13 protein-coding genes are annotated in these 15,508 nt (G+C 72.5%); 12 read left to right on the forward strand and 1 reads right to left on the reverse strand.

Annotation, left to right across the window (positions count from 1 at the left end; translation table 11 throughout):
* Positions 1 to 93: 93 nt before the first annotated feature.
* A complete protein-coding gene (locus QSK21_RS04645; RefSeq protein ID WP_285693947.1) occupies positions 94 to 516 on the reverse strand; it encodes a response regulator transcription factor in 423 nt (140 codons plus the stop codon).
* Positions 517 to 802: 286 nt separating this feature from the next.
* Here QSK21_RS04645 and ctaE point away from each other — a divergent pair, with 286 nt between their 5' ends.
* From ctaE to QSK21_RS04705, 12 genes are all read left to right on the forward strand, one after another.
* Entirely contained in the window at positions 803 to 1,462 is a 660-nt protein-coding gene (gene ctaE / locus QSK21_RS04650; RefSeq protein WP_352231251.1) for an aa3-type cytochrome oxidase subunit III, read from the forward strand.
* A 49-nt stretch (positions 1,463 to 1,511) separates the two neighbouring features.
* Positions 1,512 to 2,423 (forward strand): cytochrome bc1 complex diheme cytochrome c subunit, encoded by a 912-nt coding sequence (gene qcrC / locus QSK21_RS04655; RefSeq protein WP_285693949.1) that lies wholly within the window; start codon positions 1,512 to 1,514, stop codon positions 2,421 to 2,423.
* Complete coding sequence (gene qcrA / locus QSK21_RS04660) at positions 2,420 to 3,526, forward strand: cytochrome bc1 complex Rieske iron-sulfur subunit (RefSeq protein ID WP_285693950.1); 1,107 nt, start codon at positions 2,420 to 2,422, stop codon at positions 3,524 to 3,526. Before qcrC ends, qcrA begins: the two co-directional genes overlap by 4 nt.
* The gene (gene qcrB / locus QSK21_RS04665; protein ID WP_285693951.1) at positions 3,523 to 5,211 is read left to right on the forward strand and encodes a cytochrome bc1 complex cytochrome b subunit; all 1,689 of its coding nucleotides are present in this window, start codon (positions 3,523 to 3,525) and stop codon (positions 5,209 to 5,211) included. The genes qcrA and qcrB overlap by 4 nt, the downstream gene beginning before the upstream one ends.
* A gap of 99 nt (positions 5,212 to 5,310) precedes the next feature.
* Positions 5,311 to 6,438, forward strand: coding sequence for a glycosyltransferase family 4 protein (locus QSK21_RS04670; protein ID WP_285693952.1), 1,128 nt, complete (start codon positions 5,311 to 5,313; stop codon positions 6,436 to 6,438).
* Positions 6,439 to 6,494: 56 nt separating this feature from the next.
* Entirely contained in the window at positions 6,495 to 7,289 is a 795-nt protein-coding gene (locus tag QSK21_RS04675; protein ID WP_285693953.1) for a hypothetical protein, read from the forward strand.
* A 706-nt stretch (positions 7,290 to 7,995) separates the two neighbouring features.
* Positions 7,996 to 10,233 carry a hypothetical protein gene (locus tag QSK21_RS04680; protein ID WP_285693954.1) on the forward strand — a complete coding sequence of 746 codons (2,238 nt, stop codon included), beginning with the start codon at positions 7,996 to 7,998 and terminating at the stop codon, positions 10,231 to 10,233.
* On the forward strand, positions 10,217 to 11,047 hold the full coding sequence (locus QSK21_RS04685) for a ferric reductase-like transmembrane domain-containing protein (protein WP_285693955.1): 831 nt from the start codon (positions 10,217 to 10,219) through the stop codon (positions 11,045 to 11,047). The genes QSK21_RS04680 and QSK21_RS04685 overlap by 17 nt, the downstream gene beginning before the upstream one ends.
* Positions 11,044 to 12,555: an NADH-quinone oxidoreductase subunit NuoF family protein gene (locus QSK21_RS04690; protein WP_285693956.1), complete on the forward strand. Its 1,512-nt coding sequence runs from the start codon at positions 11,044 to 11,046 to the stop codon at positions 12,553 to 12,555. Before QSK21_RS04685 ends, QSK21_RS04690 begins: the two co-directional genes overlap by 4 nt.
* A gap of 209 nt (positions 12,556 to 12,764) precedes the next feature.
* Positions 12,765 to 13,409, forward strand: a complete 645-nt coding sequence (locus QSK21_RS04695) for a DUF4142 domain-containing protein (protein WP_285693957.1) — start codon at positions 12,765 to 12,767, stop codon at positions 13,407 to 13,409.
* A 34-nt stretch (positions 13,410 to 13,443) separates the two neighbouring features.
* Positions 13,444 to 14,622 (forward strand): DUF1996 domain-containing protein, encoded by a 1,179-nt coding sequence (locus QSK21_RS04700; RefSeq protein WP_285693958.1) that lies wholly within the window; start codon positions 13,444 to 13,446, stop codon positions 14,620 to 14,622.
* Positions 14,623 to 14,809: 187 nt separating this feature from the next.
* Positions 14,810 to 15,496 carry an SDR family oxidoreductase gene (locus QSK21_RS04705; protein ID WP_285693959.1) on the forward strand — a complete coding sequence of 229 codons (687 nt, stop codon included), beginning with the start codon at positions 14,810 to 14,812 and terminating at the stop codon, positions 15,494 to 15,496.
* Positions 15,497 to 15,508 lie beyond the last annotated feature (12 nt).

Raw genomic sequence — 15,508 nt, forward strand, 5'->3', positions numbered from 1 at the left:
CCGGTTCGGGTCCGAGGGGACGCGCGGGGACCGGCCCATGCCGTGCCCCCTTCCAGGCCGGGGGCTCGCCCCCGCCTCCCCGGCGAGCAGGTGTTACAGAGCCGGTAGGCGGTCGCCCGCCCGCCAGCGCAGCAGTTCGGCGACGCCGGTGGCCAGCGCCATCGGGTCCAGGGGCAGGCCGACCACCTTGTCGGCGCCCGACCAGGTGGCCAGCCAGCCGTCGTCGCGCCGGGCGATGATCGCGAGCACCGGCGGGCAGTCGTACACCTCGTCCTTGGCCTGGCGGCACACGCCCAGCCCGCCCGCGGGCTGCGCCTCACCGTCGACCACGACGGCGTCGATGCCGCCCTCGTCCAGCCGTTCCACCACGGCGGGCTGGGTGGCGCACTCGACGAACTCCACCCGGGGGAGGTCGGCGGCGGGGCGCCGCCCGATGGCCAGCCGGATCTGGGCGCGGGTGTTCGCGTCGTCGCTGTAGACCAGGACCTTCATCGGGCTCTCCGGGGCGGTGCTCATGGCTGAGAGCGTACCGGGCGCGGCGCCGCCTCTGCCACGTCCCCGCCGGGGTGCGCGATCATGTGGCTGACGTGGCCGGACGGCCGGCCGCGCGGCGCGTCCCGCCCGTGTCCCTTCCGTGGCCGAAACGTGGCCGCGAGGTCACCCCGGGTACGGCCGGGCCGGTCGGACGGCCGGTGACCGGCCCGGCGAGGGCACCGCGCGGGGCCGCGAAGGCCCTGGTGGGACATCCCTGGAGGCCGCTCAAGGGGGGTCATGCGCGGATCTCGGGACCGGTGACGTAATAATGGCCCCCGTGACAGCAGCACCCGCGATAGAGACAACACCTCACGCTCGGGCGAATCGTCCCAACCTGGTCAGCGTGGGGACGATCGTTTGGCTGTCGTCCGAGCTGATGTTCTTCGCGGCCCTGTTCGCGATGTTCTTCACGATCCGCTCGGTGACGATCGGCCAGGAAGGCGAGCACGCCTGGCCCGGCGCCCCGCTCGACCTGCCGCTCTCGGCGGTCAACACCACCGTCCTCGTGCTGTCCTCGGTGACCTGCCAGATGGGCGTGTTCAAGGCCGAGGCCGGCAAGGTGGGGCGCGACGGCGGCCTGCTGAACTTCCGGCGCTGGGGGCTGCGCGAGTGGTACGTCCTGTCGTTCCTCATGGGCGCCTACTTCATCGGCGGGCAGGCTTTCGAGTACTTCAACCTGGTCACCAAGGACGGGCTGACGCTGTCCTCCTCGGCCTACGGCTCGGTCTTCTACCTGACCACCGGCTTCCACGGGCTGCACGTCACCGGCGGCCTCGTGGCGTTCCTGTTCGTGCTCGGCCGGACGTACGCGGCCAAGCGCTGGACGCACGAGCAGGCCACGAGCGCGATCGTCGTGTCCTACTACTGGCACTTCGTCGACGTGGTCTGGATCGGCCTGTTCGCCACGATCTACCTGCTCGACCTGTGACGAGCCCCACTCCACTTCCACCGACGACGAGACCCGAACGGGGATTTCCGTGAAAAGGTTCACCGCATGGCGACGGCGCCCGTGGGCGGGCTACGCCGTCGTGCTGGCGGCCCTGGCGGCGATCGGCGTGATCTACGCCGGGTTCCAGCCGCGGCCCGACCGCGCCGAGGCCACGGCCACCGCCGCGGCGGCGAACGACCTGCAGAACGGCAAGGCGCTCTTCAACAAGAACTGCGCGAGCTGCCACGGGCTGAACGCCGAGGGCACCAAGGACGCCAAGGGCAACCCGATCGCGCCGAGCCTGATCGGGGTGGGCGCCGCCTCGGTCGACTTCCAGGTCGGCACGGGCCGGATGCCGGCGGCCAACCCCGGAGCCCAGATACCGCGCAAGGCGCCGATCCCGGACTTCAACACCCTGATCGACACCGACGTCGAGGACCCCGAGGAGCGCGCCGTCCTGGAGCGGCAGAAGGCCCGGGCCGAGAAGAACCTTGCCGACCTGCGCGCCTACGTGGCCTCGCTCGGCAACGGCCCCGACGTGCCCAGCGCCCAGGCGGTGGACCCGAAGGGCGGCGACGTCGCGCTCGGAGGCAAGCTGTTCCGCACCAACTGCGCCCAGTGCCACAACTTCGTGGGCTCGGGCGGCGCGCTGACCGGCGGCAAGTACGCCCCGCCGCTGGACAAGAGCGACGTCACCCCGAGGCAGATCTACGAGGCCATGCTGACCGGGCCGCAGGCCATGCCGGTGTTCAACGACACCACGCTGACCCCCAGGGACAAGAAGGCCATCATCGCCTACCTCGTGCAGACCCGTGAGGAGCCCGACCCCGGCGGCAACGGGCTCGGCCGGATCGGCCCGGTCTCCGAGGGCCTGGTCGGGTGGCTGGTCGGAATCGGCCTGCTCGTCCTGGCGGCCATGTGGATCACCGCGAAGAAGCCGAAGAAGCTGAAGAAGTCATGAGCGACAACAACGACACCAACGGCTCCGGGCAGGAGCCCGCCGGAGCGGGCCGCCCCGGGCGGGTCGTGGGCACTCCTTCCCCGGCGGCCGAGAAGAAGCTGCTGGCCAGCGAGGACATCTCCGCGCCCGCCGGGTCCGGCGAGGAGCTCGACGAGCAGTCCGCCAAGCGGGCCGAGCGCGTCGTGGCGCTGTTCTTCCTCACCGCGTTCGCCGCCAGCATCGGGTTCATCGCCTACTACATCGTGTGGAGCGGGCGCGACGGCGGCATGCACGGCATCGACCGGGCCAGGGAGTCCAACTACTGGCTCGGCGGGCTGATGGCGCTGTCGTTCCTGGCGCTGGCCATCGGCATCACCATCTGGGTGCGGCGGCTGATGACCAGCAAGCCACTCGTCCAGGAGCGGCACGAGGCGCGTGCCGACGACGAGACCAGGCGGCAGTTCGGCGAGACCTTCATGGAGGGCGCGCGGGACAGCGGGATCACCAAGCGCCCGCTGCTGCGCCGCACCCTGCTGCTGGCCGCGGCGCCACTGGGCCTGGCCCCGCTGGTGCTGCTGCGCGACCTGGGCCCGCTGCCGGAGAAGCGGCTGCGGCGCACCTACTGGGGCGAGGCGGTCGAGCGTGCCAAGCGGCAGGGCAAGCGGGGCGTCCGGCTGGTCGTGGACGGCACCAACAAGCCGCTCAAGGTCAGCGACTTCTCCTCGCCCGGCGCCATGATCACGGTGCTGCCCGAGGGGATCGAGGAGCACGCCCACCACCCGCTGAACGAGATCGCCAAGGCGGTGACGATCCTGATCAACATCCCGGAGGACCAGATGAAGCCGGCTCTGCGGAACCGGAACTGGGACGTCAACGGGATCGTGGCCTACTCCAAGATCTGCACGCACGTGGGCTGCCCGGCGGCCCTGTACGAGCAGACCACGCACCGCATCCTGTGCCCGTGCCACCAGTCCACGTTCGACGCCACCGACGCCGCCAAGGTCGTGTTCGGCCCGGCGGCGCGGGCGCTGCCGCAGCTTCCGCTGAGCGAGGAGGACGGGTACCTGATCGCCACCGACGACTTCCCCGAGCCGATCGGGCCGTCCTTCTGGGAGCGCGGATGACTCAGGCACCGGTGGCCCCCCGGGCCGCCACCGCACCCAAGGCGGTCGAGGGGACGGCGAACTACCTCGACGACCGGTTCGGGTCGACCAACTTCCTGCAGCGCAACGCGAAGAAGGTCTTCCCGGACCACTGGTCGTTCATGCTGGGCGAGATCGCCCTGTACTCGTTCGTCATCCTGCTGCTGACCGGAACGTTCCTGACGCTGTGGTTCAAGCCCAGCATGATCGAGGTGGTGTACGACGGGTCGTACACCAAGCTGAACGGCGTGCGGATGTCGGAGGCGTACGCCTCCACCCTGCACATCAGCTTCGACGTGCGCGGCGGGCTGCTGATGCGGCAGATCCACCACTGGGCCGCGATCCTGTTCATGGCGTCGATCATGGCGCACCTGCTGCGGGTGTTCTTCACCGGCGCGTACCGCAAGCCGCGCGAGCTGAACTACCTGATCGGCATCGGCATGTTCACCCTGGGCATGGTGGAGGGCCTGTTCGGCTACTCGCTGCCCGACGACCTGCTGTCCGGGACGGGGCTGCGGATCACCCAGGGCGTGGCCGAGTCGATCCCGGTGGTCGGCACCTATCTCTACATGTTCCTGTTCGGCGGCGAGTTCCCCGAGGGCAACACCGGGGACATCATCCCGCGGCTGTTCACCCTGCACGTGCTGCTGATCCCGGGCATCATCCTGGCGCTGGTCACCGCGCACATGATGATCATGTGGACGCAGAAGCACACCGCCATGCCGACCAAGGAGCAGGCCGAGGACAAGGTGCACGGCTACCCGTTCTACCCGGTCTTCATGGCCAAGACGGGCGCCTACTTCCTGTTCACCTTCGGCGTGTGCGCGCTGCTGGGCGCGTTCGCCCAGATCAACCCGATCTGGCTGTTCGGCCCCTACGATCCCGGGGCGATCTCCTCCGGGTCGCAGCCGGACTTCTATATGGGCGTGCTGGAGGGCTCCCTGCGGATCATGCCGAACTGGGAGACCACCGCGCTCGGCCACACGATCAGCTGGAACGTCCTGATCCCCGCGACCGTGCCGCTCGGCATCGTCTTCGGCGGTCTCGCGCTGTTCCCGTTCATCGAGCAGTGGGTCACCGGCGACAAACGGCACCACCACGTCAACCAGCGGCCGCGCAACGCGCCCGTCCGCACCGGCGTGGGCATGGCCGGGGTGACCTTCTACGGGCTGCTGTGGCTCGCCGGGGCCAACGACGTGATCGCCGAGCGGTTCCACGTGTCGCTGTTCGCCACGACCTGGTTCTTCCGGGTCACGGTGATCGTCGGCCCGTTCGTGGTGTACGCGATCACCAAGCGGATCTGCCTGGGGTTGCAGCGCAAGGACGCCGCGACGGTCGGCCACGGCGTGGAGAGCGGCATCATCGTGATGTCGCCGGACGGCAAGTTCAGCGAGCGGCACGAGCCGTCCCGTCCCGAGGAGAGGGCGGTGCTGCTCAGCAAGGAGAACGCCCGTCCCGAGCCGCCCGCGGTGGACGCCAACGGCGTGCCGTCGCCGGCCGGCAAGGGCCCGCTGGGGCATCTGCGCTCGCGGCTCAACCGGGCGTGGACGTTCGACGACATCCCCGTCGAGGAGCACGGGGACGGCGAGCACTCGGACGGCGACCACGGTCACCATGCCGAGGAGGTCGAGGTCGGAAGCGGGGGGCCCAAGCAGCTCAACCCCTGACCCCGTCCGTCCTCTGGGGACTCGTGAAGCGGCCCGTCACCGGGATGCCCCGGTGGCGGGCCGCTTCCCCGTTCCGGTACCTCCGTAGGCTGGAAAGCGATGACCAGGACCCTTGTCGTCACCAACGACTTCCCGCCGCGTCCGGGCGGCATCCAGGCGTTCGTCCACAACCTGGCGGTGCGCCGTCCGCCGGGGTCGGTGGTGGTGTACGCGCCGGCGTGGAAGGGCGCGGCGAGGTTCGACGCCGAGCAGCCCTTCCCGGTGGTGCGGCACCCGACCTCGCTGATGGTGCCGGAGCCGTCCGTGCTGCGCAGGGCGGGGGATCTGCTGCGGGCGGAGGGCTGTGACTCGGTGCTGTTCGGCGCCGCCGCGCCGCTGGGGCTGCTGGCGCCCGCGCTGCGGCGGCGTGGCGCGGAACGGCTGGTGGGTCTCACCCACGGGCACGAGGCGGGGTGGGCGTCGCTGCCGGTGGCGCGTGGCCTGCTGCGGCGGATCGGTGACGGCGTCGACACGCTGACCTACCTGGGGGAGTACACCCGTTCCCGTATGGCACGGGCCCTGTCGCCCTCGGCTGCGTCCCGTATGGCCTGGCTCGCGCCAGGAGTGGACGAGGACGTCTTCCACGAGGGCGCGGGCGGTGCGGAGATACGGGCGCGGCACGGGCTGGTGGATCGTCCCGTGGTCGTGTGCGTGTCGCGTCTCGTCCCGCGTAAGGGGCAGGACGCTCTCATCCACGCCTGGCCACGGGTGCTGAAGGACGTCCCGGACGCGGCGCTGCTTCTTGTCGGGGGTGGCCCGTACCGCGCGTCCCTGGAGAAGCTGGCCGCCTCCCTGGGAGTGGAGGACTCGGTGGTGTTCACCGGGAGCGTCCCTTGGGAGGAGCTGCCCGCCCACTATGACGCGGGGGACGTGTTCTCCATGCCGTGCAGGACGCGCCGCTTCGGACTGGACGTGGAAGGGCTCGGCATCGTCTACCTGGAGGCGTCCGCAACCGGCCTGCCCGTCGTGGCGGGTGACTCTGGGGGCGCGCCGGACGCCGTCCTGGACGGGGAGACCGGGGTGGTCGTCAACGGGCGTTCGGTGGCCGAGGTGGCGCGCGCGCTGGTCGACCTGCTGCGCGACCCTGGGAAGGCCCGCAAGATGGGCGAGCAGGGCCGTGCGTGGGTGAGGCGGGAGTGGCGCTGGGAACTCCAGACGTCACGTCTGGACGCCCTCTTGCTCACCTGAAAGATCACAGGAACCCACCTGCCGTGGCCGTGCCGGGCAATGGCAGGATTCGGGTCATGGCGGACGTCGAAGACGCGTGGGCACCGGTCTCCGGGGAGGTCACCGGCTGGCTGAAGGAGCTCGACCCCGACCACGGCCACGCGGGGTACGAGCCGCCGCGCCGCCCGGACGCGGTGTGGATCCTGCACTCCATGTACGTGTGGAAGGACGGGCTGGTCACCACCACCCACGACGACGTCCACCGGACGGTCACGGCGTCCGGGCTCGCCGAACCCGAGGCGACGGGCGACATGGACCTGGGCGACCTGATGGAAGGCGCCGTGGTGACCGGCGTCCGGCTGGGCCGCGCGGGCCATCCGGGGCCCGGCTGGCGGCGGCTGCGGTGGGCCGAGCTGGCGCGGGGGTTCGGTGAACCGGTCGTCCCCGAGGGGACGCTGCCCGGCCATCGCTGCCTGCGGCAGGCGCACCCCACGGGAAGCTGGTCGGCCGCGATCCAGCCCCCGGCCGAGGGCTGCCTGGACCGGGAGGGCTGGCGGCGCCTGATGGCCCTGCTCGCCCGGCACGACGCGGAGGGGGAGGGCCGGCGCTGCCTGGCGTACTACTGCTCGCTGGTCACCGGGGACTGGGACCGGGAGACGGTACTGGCGGGGCGGCTCGGGGACGCCGCGGACCTGTACGACCATCCGGCGATGCCGAGCTGCCCGTCCAACCTGTGGGCCGAGGACCGGTCCTGGGTCGTCTACTGCGACTGGGACCTGTGGGGCACCAAGGTGGCGGGGCCGTCCTCGCTCGTCGAGTCGATCCTGGCCGACCCGGAGCTGGAGGCGCTACGGCTGCCCTGGACGTCCTGAACGGCGCCGTGACGGCGTTGAGATCGCGCCGGGCACTCCCGGAGACCAGTTCCACGCGGCCCCTGTCGAGGAGGCTGCGATCCACCACGCTCCGGCCTGGCGCCCGTTTCGGGGGGAGAACCTGGAGGCGGGCGCGTCATGCGGGACGGCCGGAATCCGTGGATCGTCAAGACGTGGACGGGAGTGCCGGGCGCGACCCCGGCATCGTGTCGTGCGCGCGCCGGAGGAGGGGTGGGCCACCCCGTGGAGGTCGATCATCCGGGGTACCTCCTCACGGCGCCGACGACCGATGACACTCCGAGAGTAAACCCTGTGCGGGGACCTGGCACGCCGGTTATGTCTTGTTTAAGGTGCCGCTGAGCCGGGTCTAAGCCGTTTTCCTCGCTGGAAGGCCTCTGACCTGCACTCTCATCCCGAATAGGCGTCGTGGGCGGGGAGGGCGGAAAACGGCGGCGGTCCTCTTCTGGATAACGCTTCCGGCGGGTTTTTTGCCGCCATTGCGCCTCAAGGGGGCCCGCGAGGCGTATGCTCCCGTCGTGTCGGGACGGACTCGAGGGCGAGCCGTTCCAGGGCGCGGCGTGAGCGGAGCGGGCTCGTCGCCGTCGTCCGCGGCATATCAGGAACACGTCACGGGTCCCCGGCCCGTGACGACAACGGAACCACGGGTGTCGTTCGCCCTGCCTCCACCTCCTCCACAGGAGAGGGCATGGCGCGACGCGACAGTAGGCATGCGTCTGAAAGCACGTATGAAGCCTTCTGGGCGAACCCGGCACGTCCACGGTCCAAGCAGGGATCCCGGGCCAAGGGATCCGGGCAGCGACGGCAGGGCGAGCCGGCGCAGTCCGGGCTGGCCTGGGTGTTCGGCGAGGACGACCCCGGTGACCAGGCACCACGCGACAAGGCTTCGCGTGCCCAGGCGCCGCGCGAGCGGCCACGGCGTGGCCGCGACAAGCGCGACCCCCGGAACGACATGGGCAGCGACCCGCGCAACGACCTGCGCACCGTCCGCCGTGACGCCCCCGGCCGCACCGCGCCACGCGGCCGCCCCGGTCCCCGCGATCCCCGCGATCCCGGTCCCCGTGACCCTGGCCGCACCGATCCTCGCGGCCTGAGCCGGAGCGAGCCCCGCGACCCCGGCCGCACCGGCCCCCGCGACCCCGGCCGCACCGATCCGCGCAACGCGGGCGCTCCCCGTGGGCTCGGGCGCACCGATCCGCGGGGTCTGGGGCTGGGCGAGCCGCACGGCCCCGGCCGCACGGATCCGCGAGGCGCGGGCCTGGGGGACCCCCGCAGCACCCGGCGCGACCACCCCACGGGCGAGCGGCGGACGCCTCGCGGCGACCGGCGGAACGACCCGCGTAACGCCGTGAGGAGCGACCCGCGTGGCGGGACGCCCCGCCCCGGGCCGCGCAACGATCCCCGGAACGACATGCGGAGCGTGGCACGGGCCGGGTTGCGCACCGATCCGCGGGACGACCCGCGCAACGACATGCGGGGAGGCGCCTGGTCCAACCCCGCGTGGTCGAACCCGGCGCGCCCGGCCAGGACGCGGTCCGAGCCGTACCCGGCCAGGCCGAGGCGGGCGGCCGCCGAGTCGCGCGAGCGGCCGGGACGGTCCAAGCGGCGGCCCGCGCGGGGCGCGAAGCGCGGCGGCGTGCGGGCGATGCCGCGGCAGAGCCCCACGCAGCGCGTGCGCGGCGCCCGCGGCCCCGCCGACCGGCTGGGCACCGGCGCACTGGTCTTCTCCATCGTCGTCGGCCTGTCGCTGCTGGCGATCGTGGAGCGCAGCCTGCTGGAGGGCACCACCTTCGGCAAGCCGGGTCCCGTGGGCAACGACGTGGTCCTCAAGAGCCCCGGCGAGCAGGGGCGGTCCGGGACCGCGCCGCAGCAGGGCGGTGGGGCGCCGGACGGGCGGACACCCGTCGGCTCGGCGCCGGACACGACCACGCTGACCGCCCAGGTCCGCAAGATCATGACGGCGCAGCACGGCACCGCCGCGCGGCAGGCGTACGGGGCGGAGCCCACCGGGCAGCCGATCGTGAACGTCGACCGGTACAGCGCGGACCGCACCTGGGCGTTCGGCACCGCGGCGATCCCGGTGCCCGCCAGTAGTTCCGCGACCCCGCAGACCGCGTTCTTCGTGGGCCGCTGGGCGCAGGGCGTCTGGCAGGTGGCCGTGTCGGGCACCAGCGCGTTCACCGCGACGATCGGGCGGGTGCCCGCCTCGGTCGTCCCACCGGCGGAGGTCGAGGTGCTGAACCGCTACAGCGCCGTGACCGCCGACCAGGCCGTCGCGGCCGTCAACGGCACCAGGGCCGGCGACGGCCTGATGCTGCCCTGGAAGGTCGGGGACACCTGGACGATCGGCAGCGCCGATGGGCGTGCCTCGTCCCGGCCCTTGGGTGCCCTGGCCTTCTGGGGTGGCGACGGGACCGTGCAGGCGGCCGGTGCGGGCCGGATGTACAGGTTCTGCTCGGACCGCGCCGGCCGCGGCCTGGTCATGGTGGTGCACCGCACCGGGCTGGCCAGCACGTACTACCGCATGACCGGCGTGTCCGGTCTGCGCAACGGCAGCCCGGTCGAGCGCGGGACGACGCTCGGCCGGATCGGATCCGACCGTCCCTGCGGCGGGGCCGAGGCGCCTCGCGCCCTCGTCCAGTTCTCCCTGCGCCGCGGCGCCGAGGAGGTCCCGCTCAACGGGGCGAACCTCGGCGGCTGGACCTTCAAGGAGAGGGCCCAGCCGTTGATGGGCTTCGCGGAACGCGGCGCGCTCCAAGTGCTCCCCGGCGGGCTGCTGGCCAACCTCGGCGCCGTCCCCGCCGCCGATCCCTCGCCGGACCTCGAACTCCCCGACCTGCCCGGCGTCGGCGGGGACCGGCCGCAGGCCGATCCCTCGCCTCCCGCTCAACAGAACAGGAGTTCCACTAGTGCGAACGAGAACTAGCGACGACCCGGCCGTGCCGAATTGGGCGCTGCGCGCCGTGCTCATCGGTGCGGTCCTGGTGCTCATCGGCGCGGCGACCCCGCAGGGTGGGGCCGTGGCCGGCGACGTGCAGCGCTTTCTCTCCTTCTACGCGGGCGTGTTCACCCTGCTGGCGATGACCACCGCCGTGGTCAGCGGGCTGCTGGCCACCGAGCGGCTGATCCTGAAGATCAGGCACCGGGTGCTGGCGCAGGCCGTGCACCGTGCCACCACGGTGCTGGCCGTGACCTTCGTCATCGCGCACATCCTGGTCAAGGTGGTGGGCGGGCTCGCCTACCCGTCGCAGATCTTCACGCCGAGCACCGGGCCGATCGGGTACGGCGCGCTGGCGTTCGACCTGCTGATCGTGATCGTGGCCAGCGGCCTGCTGCGGATCCGGTTCGTCGGCGCCACCCGGCCCTGGCTGTGGCGGTCGGTGCACGCGCTGGCGTACGTGTCGTGGCCGCTGGCCATCGTGCACGGGCTGACCGCCGGCCGCTCCTCACCCGCCTGGGTGACGCTGGCGTACGTGCTGAGCGTCGCCGTGGTCGCGCTGGCCGTGCTGACCCGGATGCTCGTCGTGATCAAGCCGCGGGAGGTGCGGCGCGCCGGCGACCTGCTCGGCGAGCCCGACCCCGCGGCCGCCGAGGGCCGGGCGGCGGCCGGGCGCGAGGTGCCGAGCCGCGAGGCGGTGGGACGGCGCGGCCCGGTGCGCGGCGCGGTGCGCGGACCCGACCCGCGCGCCGTCGACCCGCGCGTTGACGGCGATCCGAGGTCGAGCGAGGTGATGCGATGAGCGGCGCGGTCACGGTCTCCAACATCGGCGGGGCGAGGCTCACCCTGGGCTTCGACCGGTTCGACCGGCTGGACCTGGAACGGCACAAGGCCGTGCACGGCCGGCTGATCACCCCGGCACTGCCGGAGCTGGTCGAGATGGCCGAGCGGGTCGATCTGCGCGGCCGCGGCGGCGCCGGGTTCCCGTTCGCGCGCAAGCTGATGGCCGTGGCCGCGCGCATCAGGCATCCGTCCTCCGACGAGGTGCTGCTGCCCGGCGAGCGCGCCGACCGGCGCCGCCCGGCCGCGGACGCGGTCGTGGTGGTGAACGGCGCGGAGGGCGAGCCGGGCAGCGCGAAGGACAAGGTGCTGCTGACCCGCGCCCCCCACCTGGTGCTGGACGGCGCGTCGATCGCCGCGTCCGCGCTCGGCACCCAGCGGATCGTGGTGGCGGTGGAGGACGACGAGGCGGCCCGCTCCGTCCGGGCCGCGATCGTCGAGCGGCGGATGCCGGCCCGGGTGGTGCGGCTCACCGAGCGGTTCATCTCCGGCCAGGCCGGCGCGGTGATCCGGGCGATCAACGGCGAGCAGCCCATCCCGCCGGGCCAGAAGGTGCGGGCGTCCGACTCCGGTGTGGACGACTGCCCGACGCTGCTGTCCAACACCGAGACGTTCGCGCAGGTGGCGGTGCTGGCCTCGCTGGGGCCGGACCTGTACGCCTTCTCCGGGACCGATGACGAGCCGGGCACCACGCTGCTGACCATCGGCGGGACGCACGTGGTGGAGGCGCCCATCGGGATCCCCCTGCAGGCCGTCCTGAAGGAGTGCGACACCCCGGTCGGGCAGGGCGTGCTGGTCGGCGGCTACCACGGGATGTGGCTGGACCCGGCGGCGGTGTCGCGGGCGACGCTGTCGCGCAAGGGCATGAAGGCGGTGGACGGCACGGTCGGCGCCGGCATCATCCTGCCGCTGACCGAGGGCACCTGCCCGCTCGGCGAGGTCACCAGGATCGCCTCGTACCTGGCGGCGCAGTCCGCCGGGCAGTGCGGCCCGTGCCGCCTGGGCCTGCCCGACGTGGTGCGCACGCTCAACGCGCTCTGCGACGGCTCGGGCACGGTCAACGACGTGCGCCGCGCCTGCGGGATCGGGCGCGGGCGCGGCGCCTGCTCGCATCCGGACGGGACGGCCAAGTTCGTGCTGTCGGCGCTGGAGGCGTTCGCCGAGGACATCCACGTCCACCGCTACGGCGGGACGTGCGGGCAGCCGGTGTTCGGTGTGCTGCCGCTGCCGGTCCCGACCGGGTCGGAGGGCCGGGTGGCCATCGACTGGAGCCGCTGCGACGGTCACGGCCTGTGCGCCTACCTCGTTCCGGAATTGATCCAGCTCGACCGGTACGGTTTCCCGGTCGTGCTGGGCTCGGACATACCGGTCTGGATGGAACGCGATGTGCAGAAAGCGGTGGCGATGTGCCCCGCTTTGGCGCTGCGCGTGACGACGGACCCGCCCAAAGGGGCCGCCCGCCGGTCCTGACCTGCCGGGACGCGGCGAGGCTAGCCCTGAGGACGGGCCGCGGGCAACGCGGTCCGGCCATTCGGCCTGCCCAAAGAATTGCCATCGGGACGCGCCAAAAAATGCTGAGAAAAATGTTGAAACGATGAACCGGGAGCACGGCGTGTCCGTATTGCCCGAAGACCCCGCCCGGGGCCGTTCGGAATGCGGTGAAAGGAGGATGAACCCCCTTGCGTAAGTCGTACGGCATCGGGGAGATGCGGACCCTGCCGCGCATGCGGCGCGGCCGGCTGCTCCTGGTGGTCGCGGCGGCCGCTGCGGTCGCGGCGGCCCTGTACGTCATCGTCAGCCCGCCGACCGTTCCGGCGGACGGCGAGACGCGCAACGCCAGGATCGGCGGGGGCACCGTGGACACCCGATGGGGGCGGCTGAGCGCCGCCGACCGGCAGCTGCTGGTGTCGGTCCGCCAGGCCGGCCTGTGGGAGATGCCCGCGGGCCAGCAGGCCCAGCAGCGCGCCGCGAGTCCCCGGGTGAAGGAGATCGCCGGAATGATCGCCGAGCAGCACGCGCGGCTCGACGAGGACACCCGCAACGTGGCGCGGCGGCTGGAGGTGATCCTGCCGAACGAGCCCAGCCCGCAGCAGAAGTCGTGGCTGGTGGAACTGACCGACAGGTTCGGCCCCGAGTACGACCGCCTCTTCGTGCTGCGGCTGCGCGCCGCGCACGGCAAGGTCTTCAGCGTCATCGCGCAGGTCCGGGCGAAGACCGAGAACAGCGAGATCCGCGCCTTCGCCGAACGTGCCCTCAAGTACGTCAACACGCACATGACGCTGCTGGAGAGCACCGGCCTGGTGTCCAAATCGGCCCTTTCCTGACGGGTCTTTCACCCCCGTTCACAGGGAGATCTACATGGGAATCAAGAAAGGCATCGCCGTCGTCCTTCCGGCGCTCCTGCTGGTCACGGCGGCCACGCAGGGGCCGGCCGGCGCGACGGCCGGGCATCCGAAGCCGAGGCCCTCGGCGACGGAGACCCCGGAGCCGCCCGATGCGGGCGGTGGCGAGCAGACGGAGGCCCCGGCGGATCCGAGCGCCCCGCCGGACGCCAGCGAGCCGCCGGACGCGAGCGAGCCCCCGGCCGACCCGAGCGCGCCACCGGACGCCAGCGAGCCGCCGGCCGACCCGAGCGCGCCGCCGCAGCTACCGGGCGTGGTGCCCGGCCCGAACGCCGACGACTTCGCCGACATCCGGACGGCCCCGCGCAGGCGGGAGCCGAGGGCGTCGCGCGGCGCGTCGCGCGGCACGTTCACCTCGCGCTGCGGGACGAACAGGGAGGGACACCGCAACCCGGACAACTTCATCGTGGCGCCGGGCGTCCAGAACGGTGCGCACCACCAGCACGACTACGTCGGCAACGAGTCGGCGGACGCCTTCTCCACCGACGAGAGCCTGGCCGCGTCCGGCACCACCTGCTCCAACGGTGACCTGTCGACGTACTACTGGCCGGTCATGCGCGACCGGAACGGCGAGGACACCTCGGAGTCGGCCCAGCAGAGCGCGGCCGACGGCAACGTCGGCGCGATCGTGACGCCGCGCGCGGCCAACATCCAGTTCCGCGGGAACCCGCGCAGCCGGGTGGTCGCGATGCCCAGGTTCATGCGGGTGATCATGGGTGACGCCAAGGCCGGCACCAACGGCCTGGCCAACGCCCGCGCCTTCTGGACCTGCACCGGGTTCACCAACCGCGGGTTCACCGACAAGTACCCGCTGTGCCCGCGGCGCAGCCAGGTGATGCGCGTCCTGGACTTCCCCAGTTGCTGGGACGGCCAGAACACCGACAGCGCCAACCACCGCACCCACATCGTGTTCCCGCAGGCGAACGGCGCCTGCCCGCAGGGCACCCGCGCGGTGCCGCAACTACGGCTGACGCTGACCTACAACCTGCCCAACCGGGCGCAGGCGTTCGCCGTCGACTCCTTCCCCGAGCAGGGACACGACCCCGTGACCGACCACGCGGACTTCGTGAACGTCATGCCCGAGAACCTGATGCAGCGGGCCGTCCGCTGCATCAACACCGGGCGCCGCTGCTGATCCGTACCGGATCCCGCGCGGACGACCGCGAAGCCGACCACGAGGAGGACATCACGCAGGAAACCGTGTAAGGGACACGAGCGAAAGACCCGTTCCCATGGCCGGTGCGGGGGTATCAGGGCCGGTACCCCCGCACCGGCCGTCCCGTGTTCAGGAGACCCTTCGCCGTCTTCCGTAGGATCGCCTCATGACCATCGTGATCGCGGGCGGGCACGGGAAGATCGCGCTGCGGCTGGCCCGGAGGCTGGCCGGACGCGGCGACACGGTCACGAGCCTGATCCGCAACCCCGCCCACGAAGGCGATGTCCGGGAGACGGGCGCGGCACCGGCGGTGTGCGACCTGGAGGCCGCGACGGCCGAGGAGGTCGCCGGGCACCTCGCCGGCGCGGACGCGGTGGTGTTCGCCGCCGGGGCCGGGCCCGGCAGCGGAGCGGCGCGCAAGGACACCGTGGACCGTGCCGCCTCGGTGCTCCTGGCCGACGCCGCCGAGAGCGCCGGCGTCCGCACGTTCCTCCAGATCTCGTCGATGGGCGTGGACGAGCCGCCGAGGCCGGAGCGCGGCGAGGTCTGGGCCGCCTACATCAGGGCGAAGAAGGAGGCGGAGGACGACCTGCGCCTACGGGACGGCCTGGACTGGCTCATCCTGCGCCCCGGGCGCCTCACCGACGACCCCGGCACCGGCAGGGTGCGGCTGGCCGCGCCGTACGTCGGGCACAGCGAGGTGACCCGCGACGACGTGGCCGCGGTGCTGGTCGCGCTCCTGGACGAGCCGAGGGTGCGCCGCAGAGTGCTGGAGCTGGTCAACGGCGACACCCCGGTGGACGCGGCGGTCGCCGCCATCGCGGCGGGACCCGCCGCCGGCTCGACCCGCTAGGAGCGGGCCGCT

Source organism: Actinomadura sp. NBRC 104412 (assembly GCF_030269515.1).
In the GTDB taxonomy this organism is placed as follows: domain Bacteria; phylum Actinomycetota; class Actinomycetes; order Streptosporangiales; family Streptosporangiaceae; genus Spirillospora.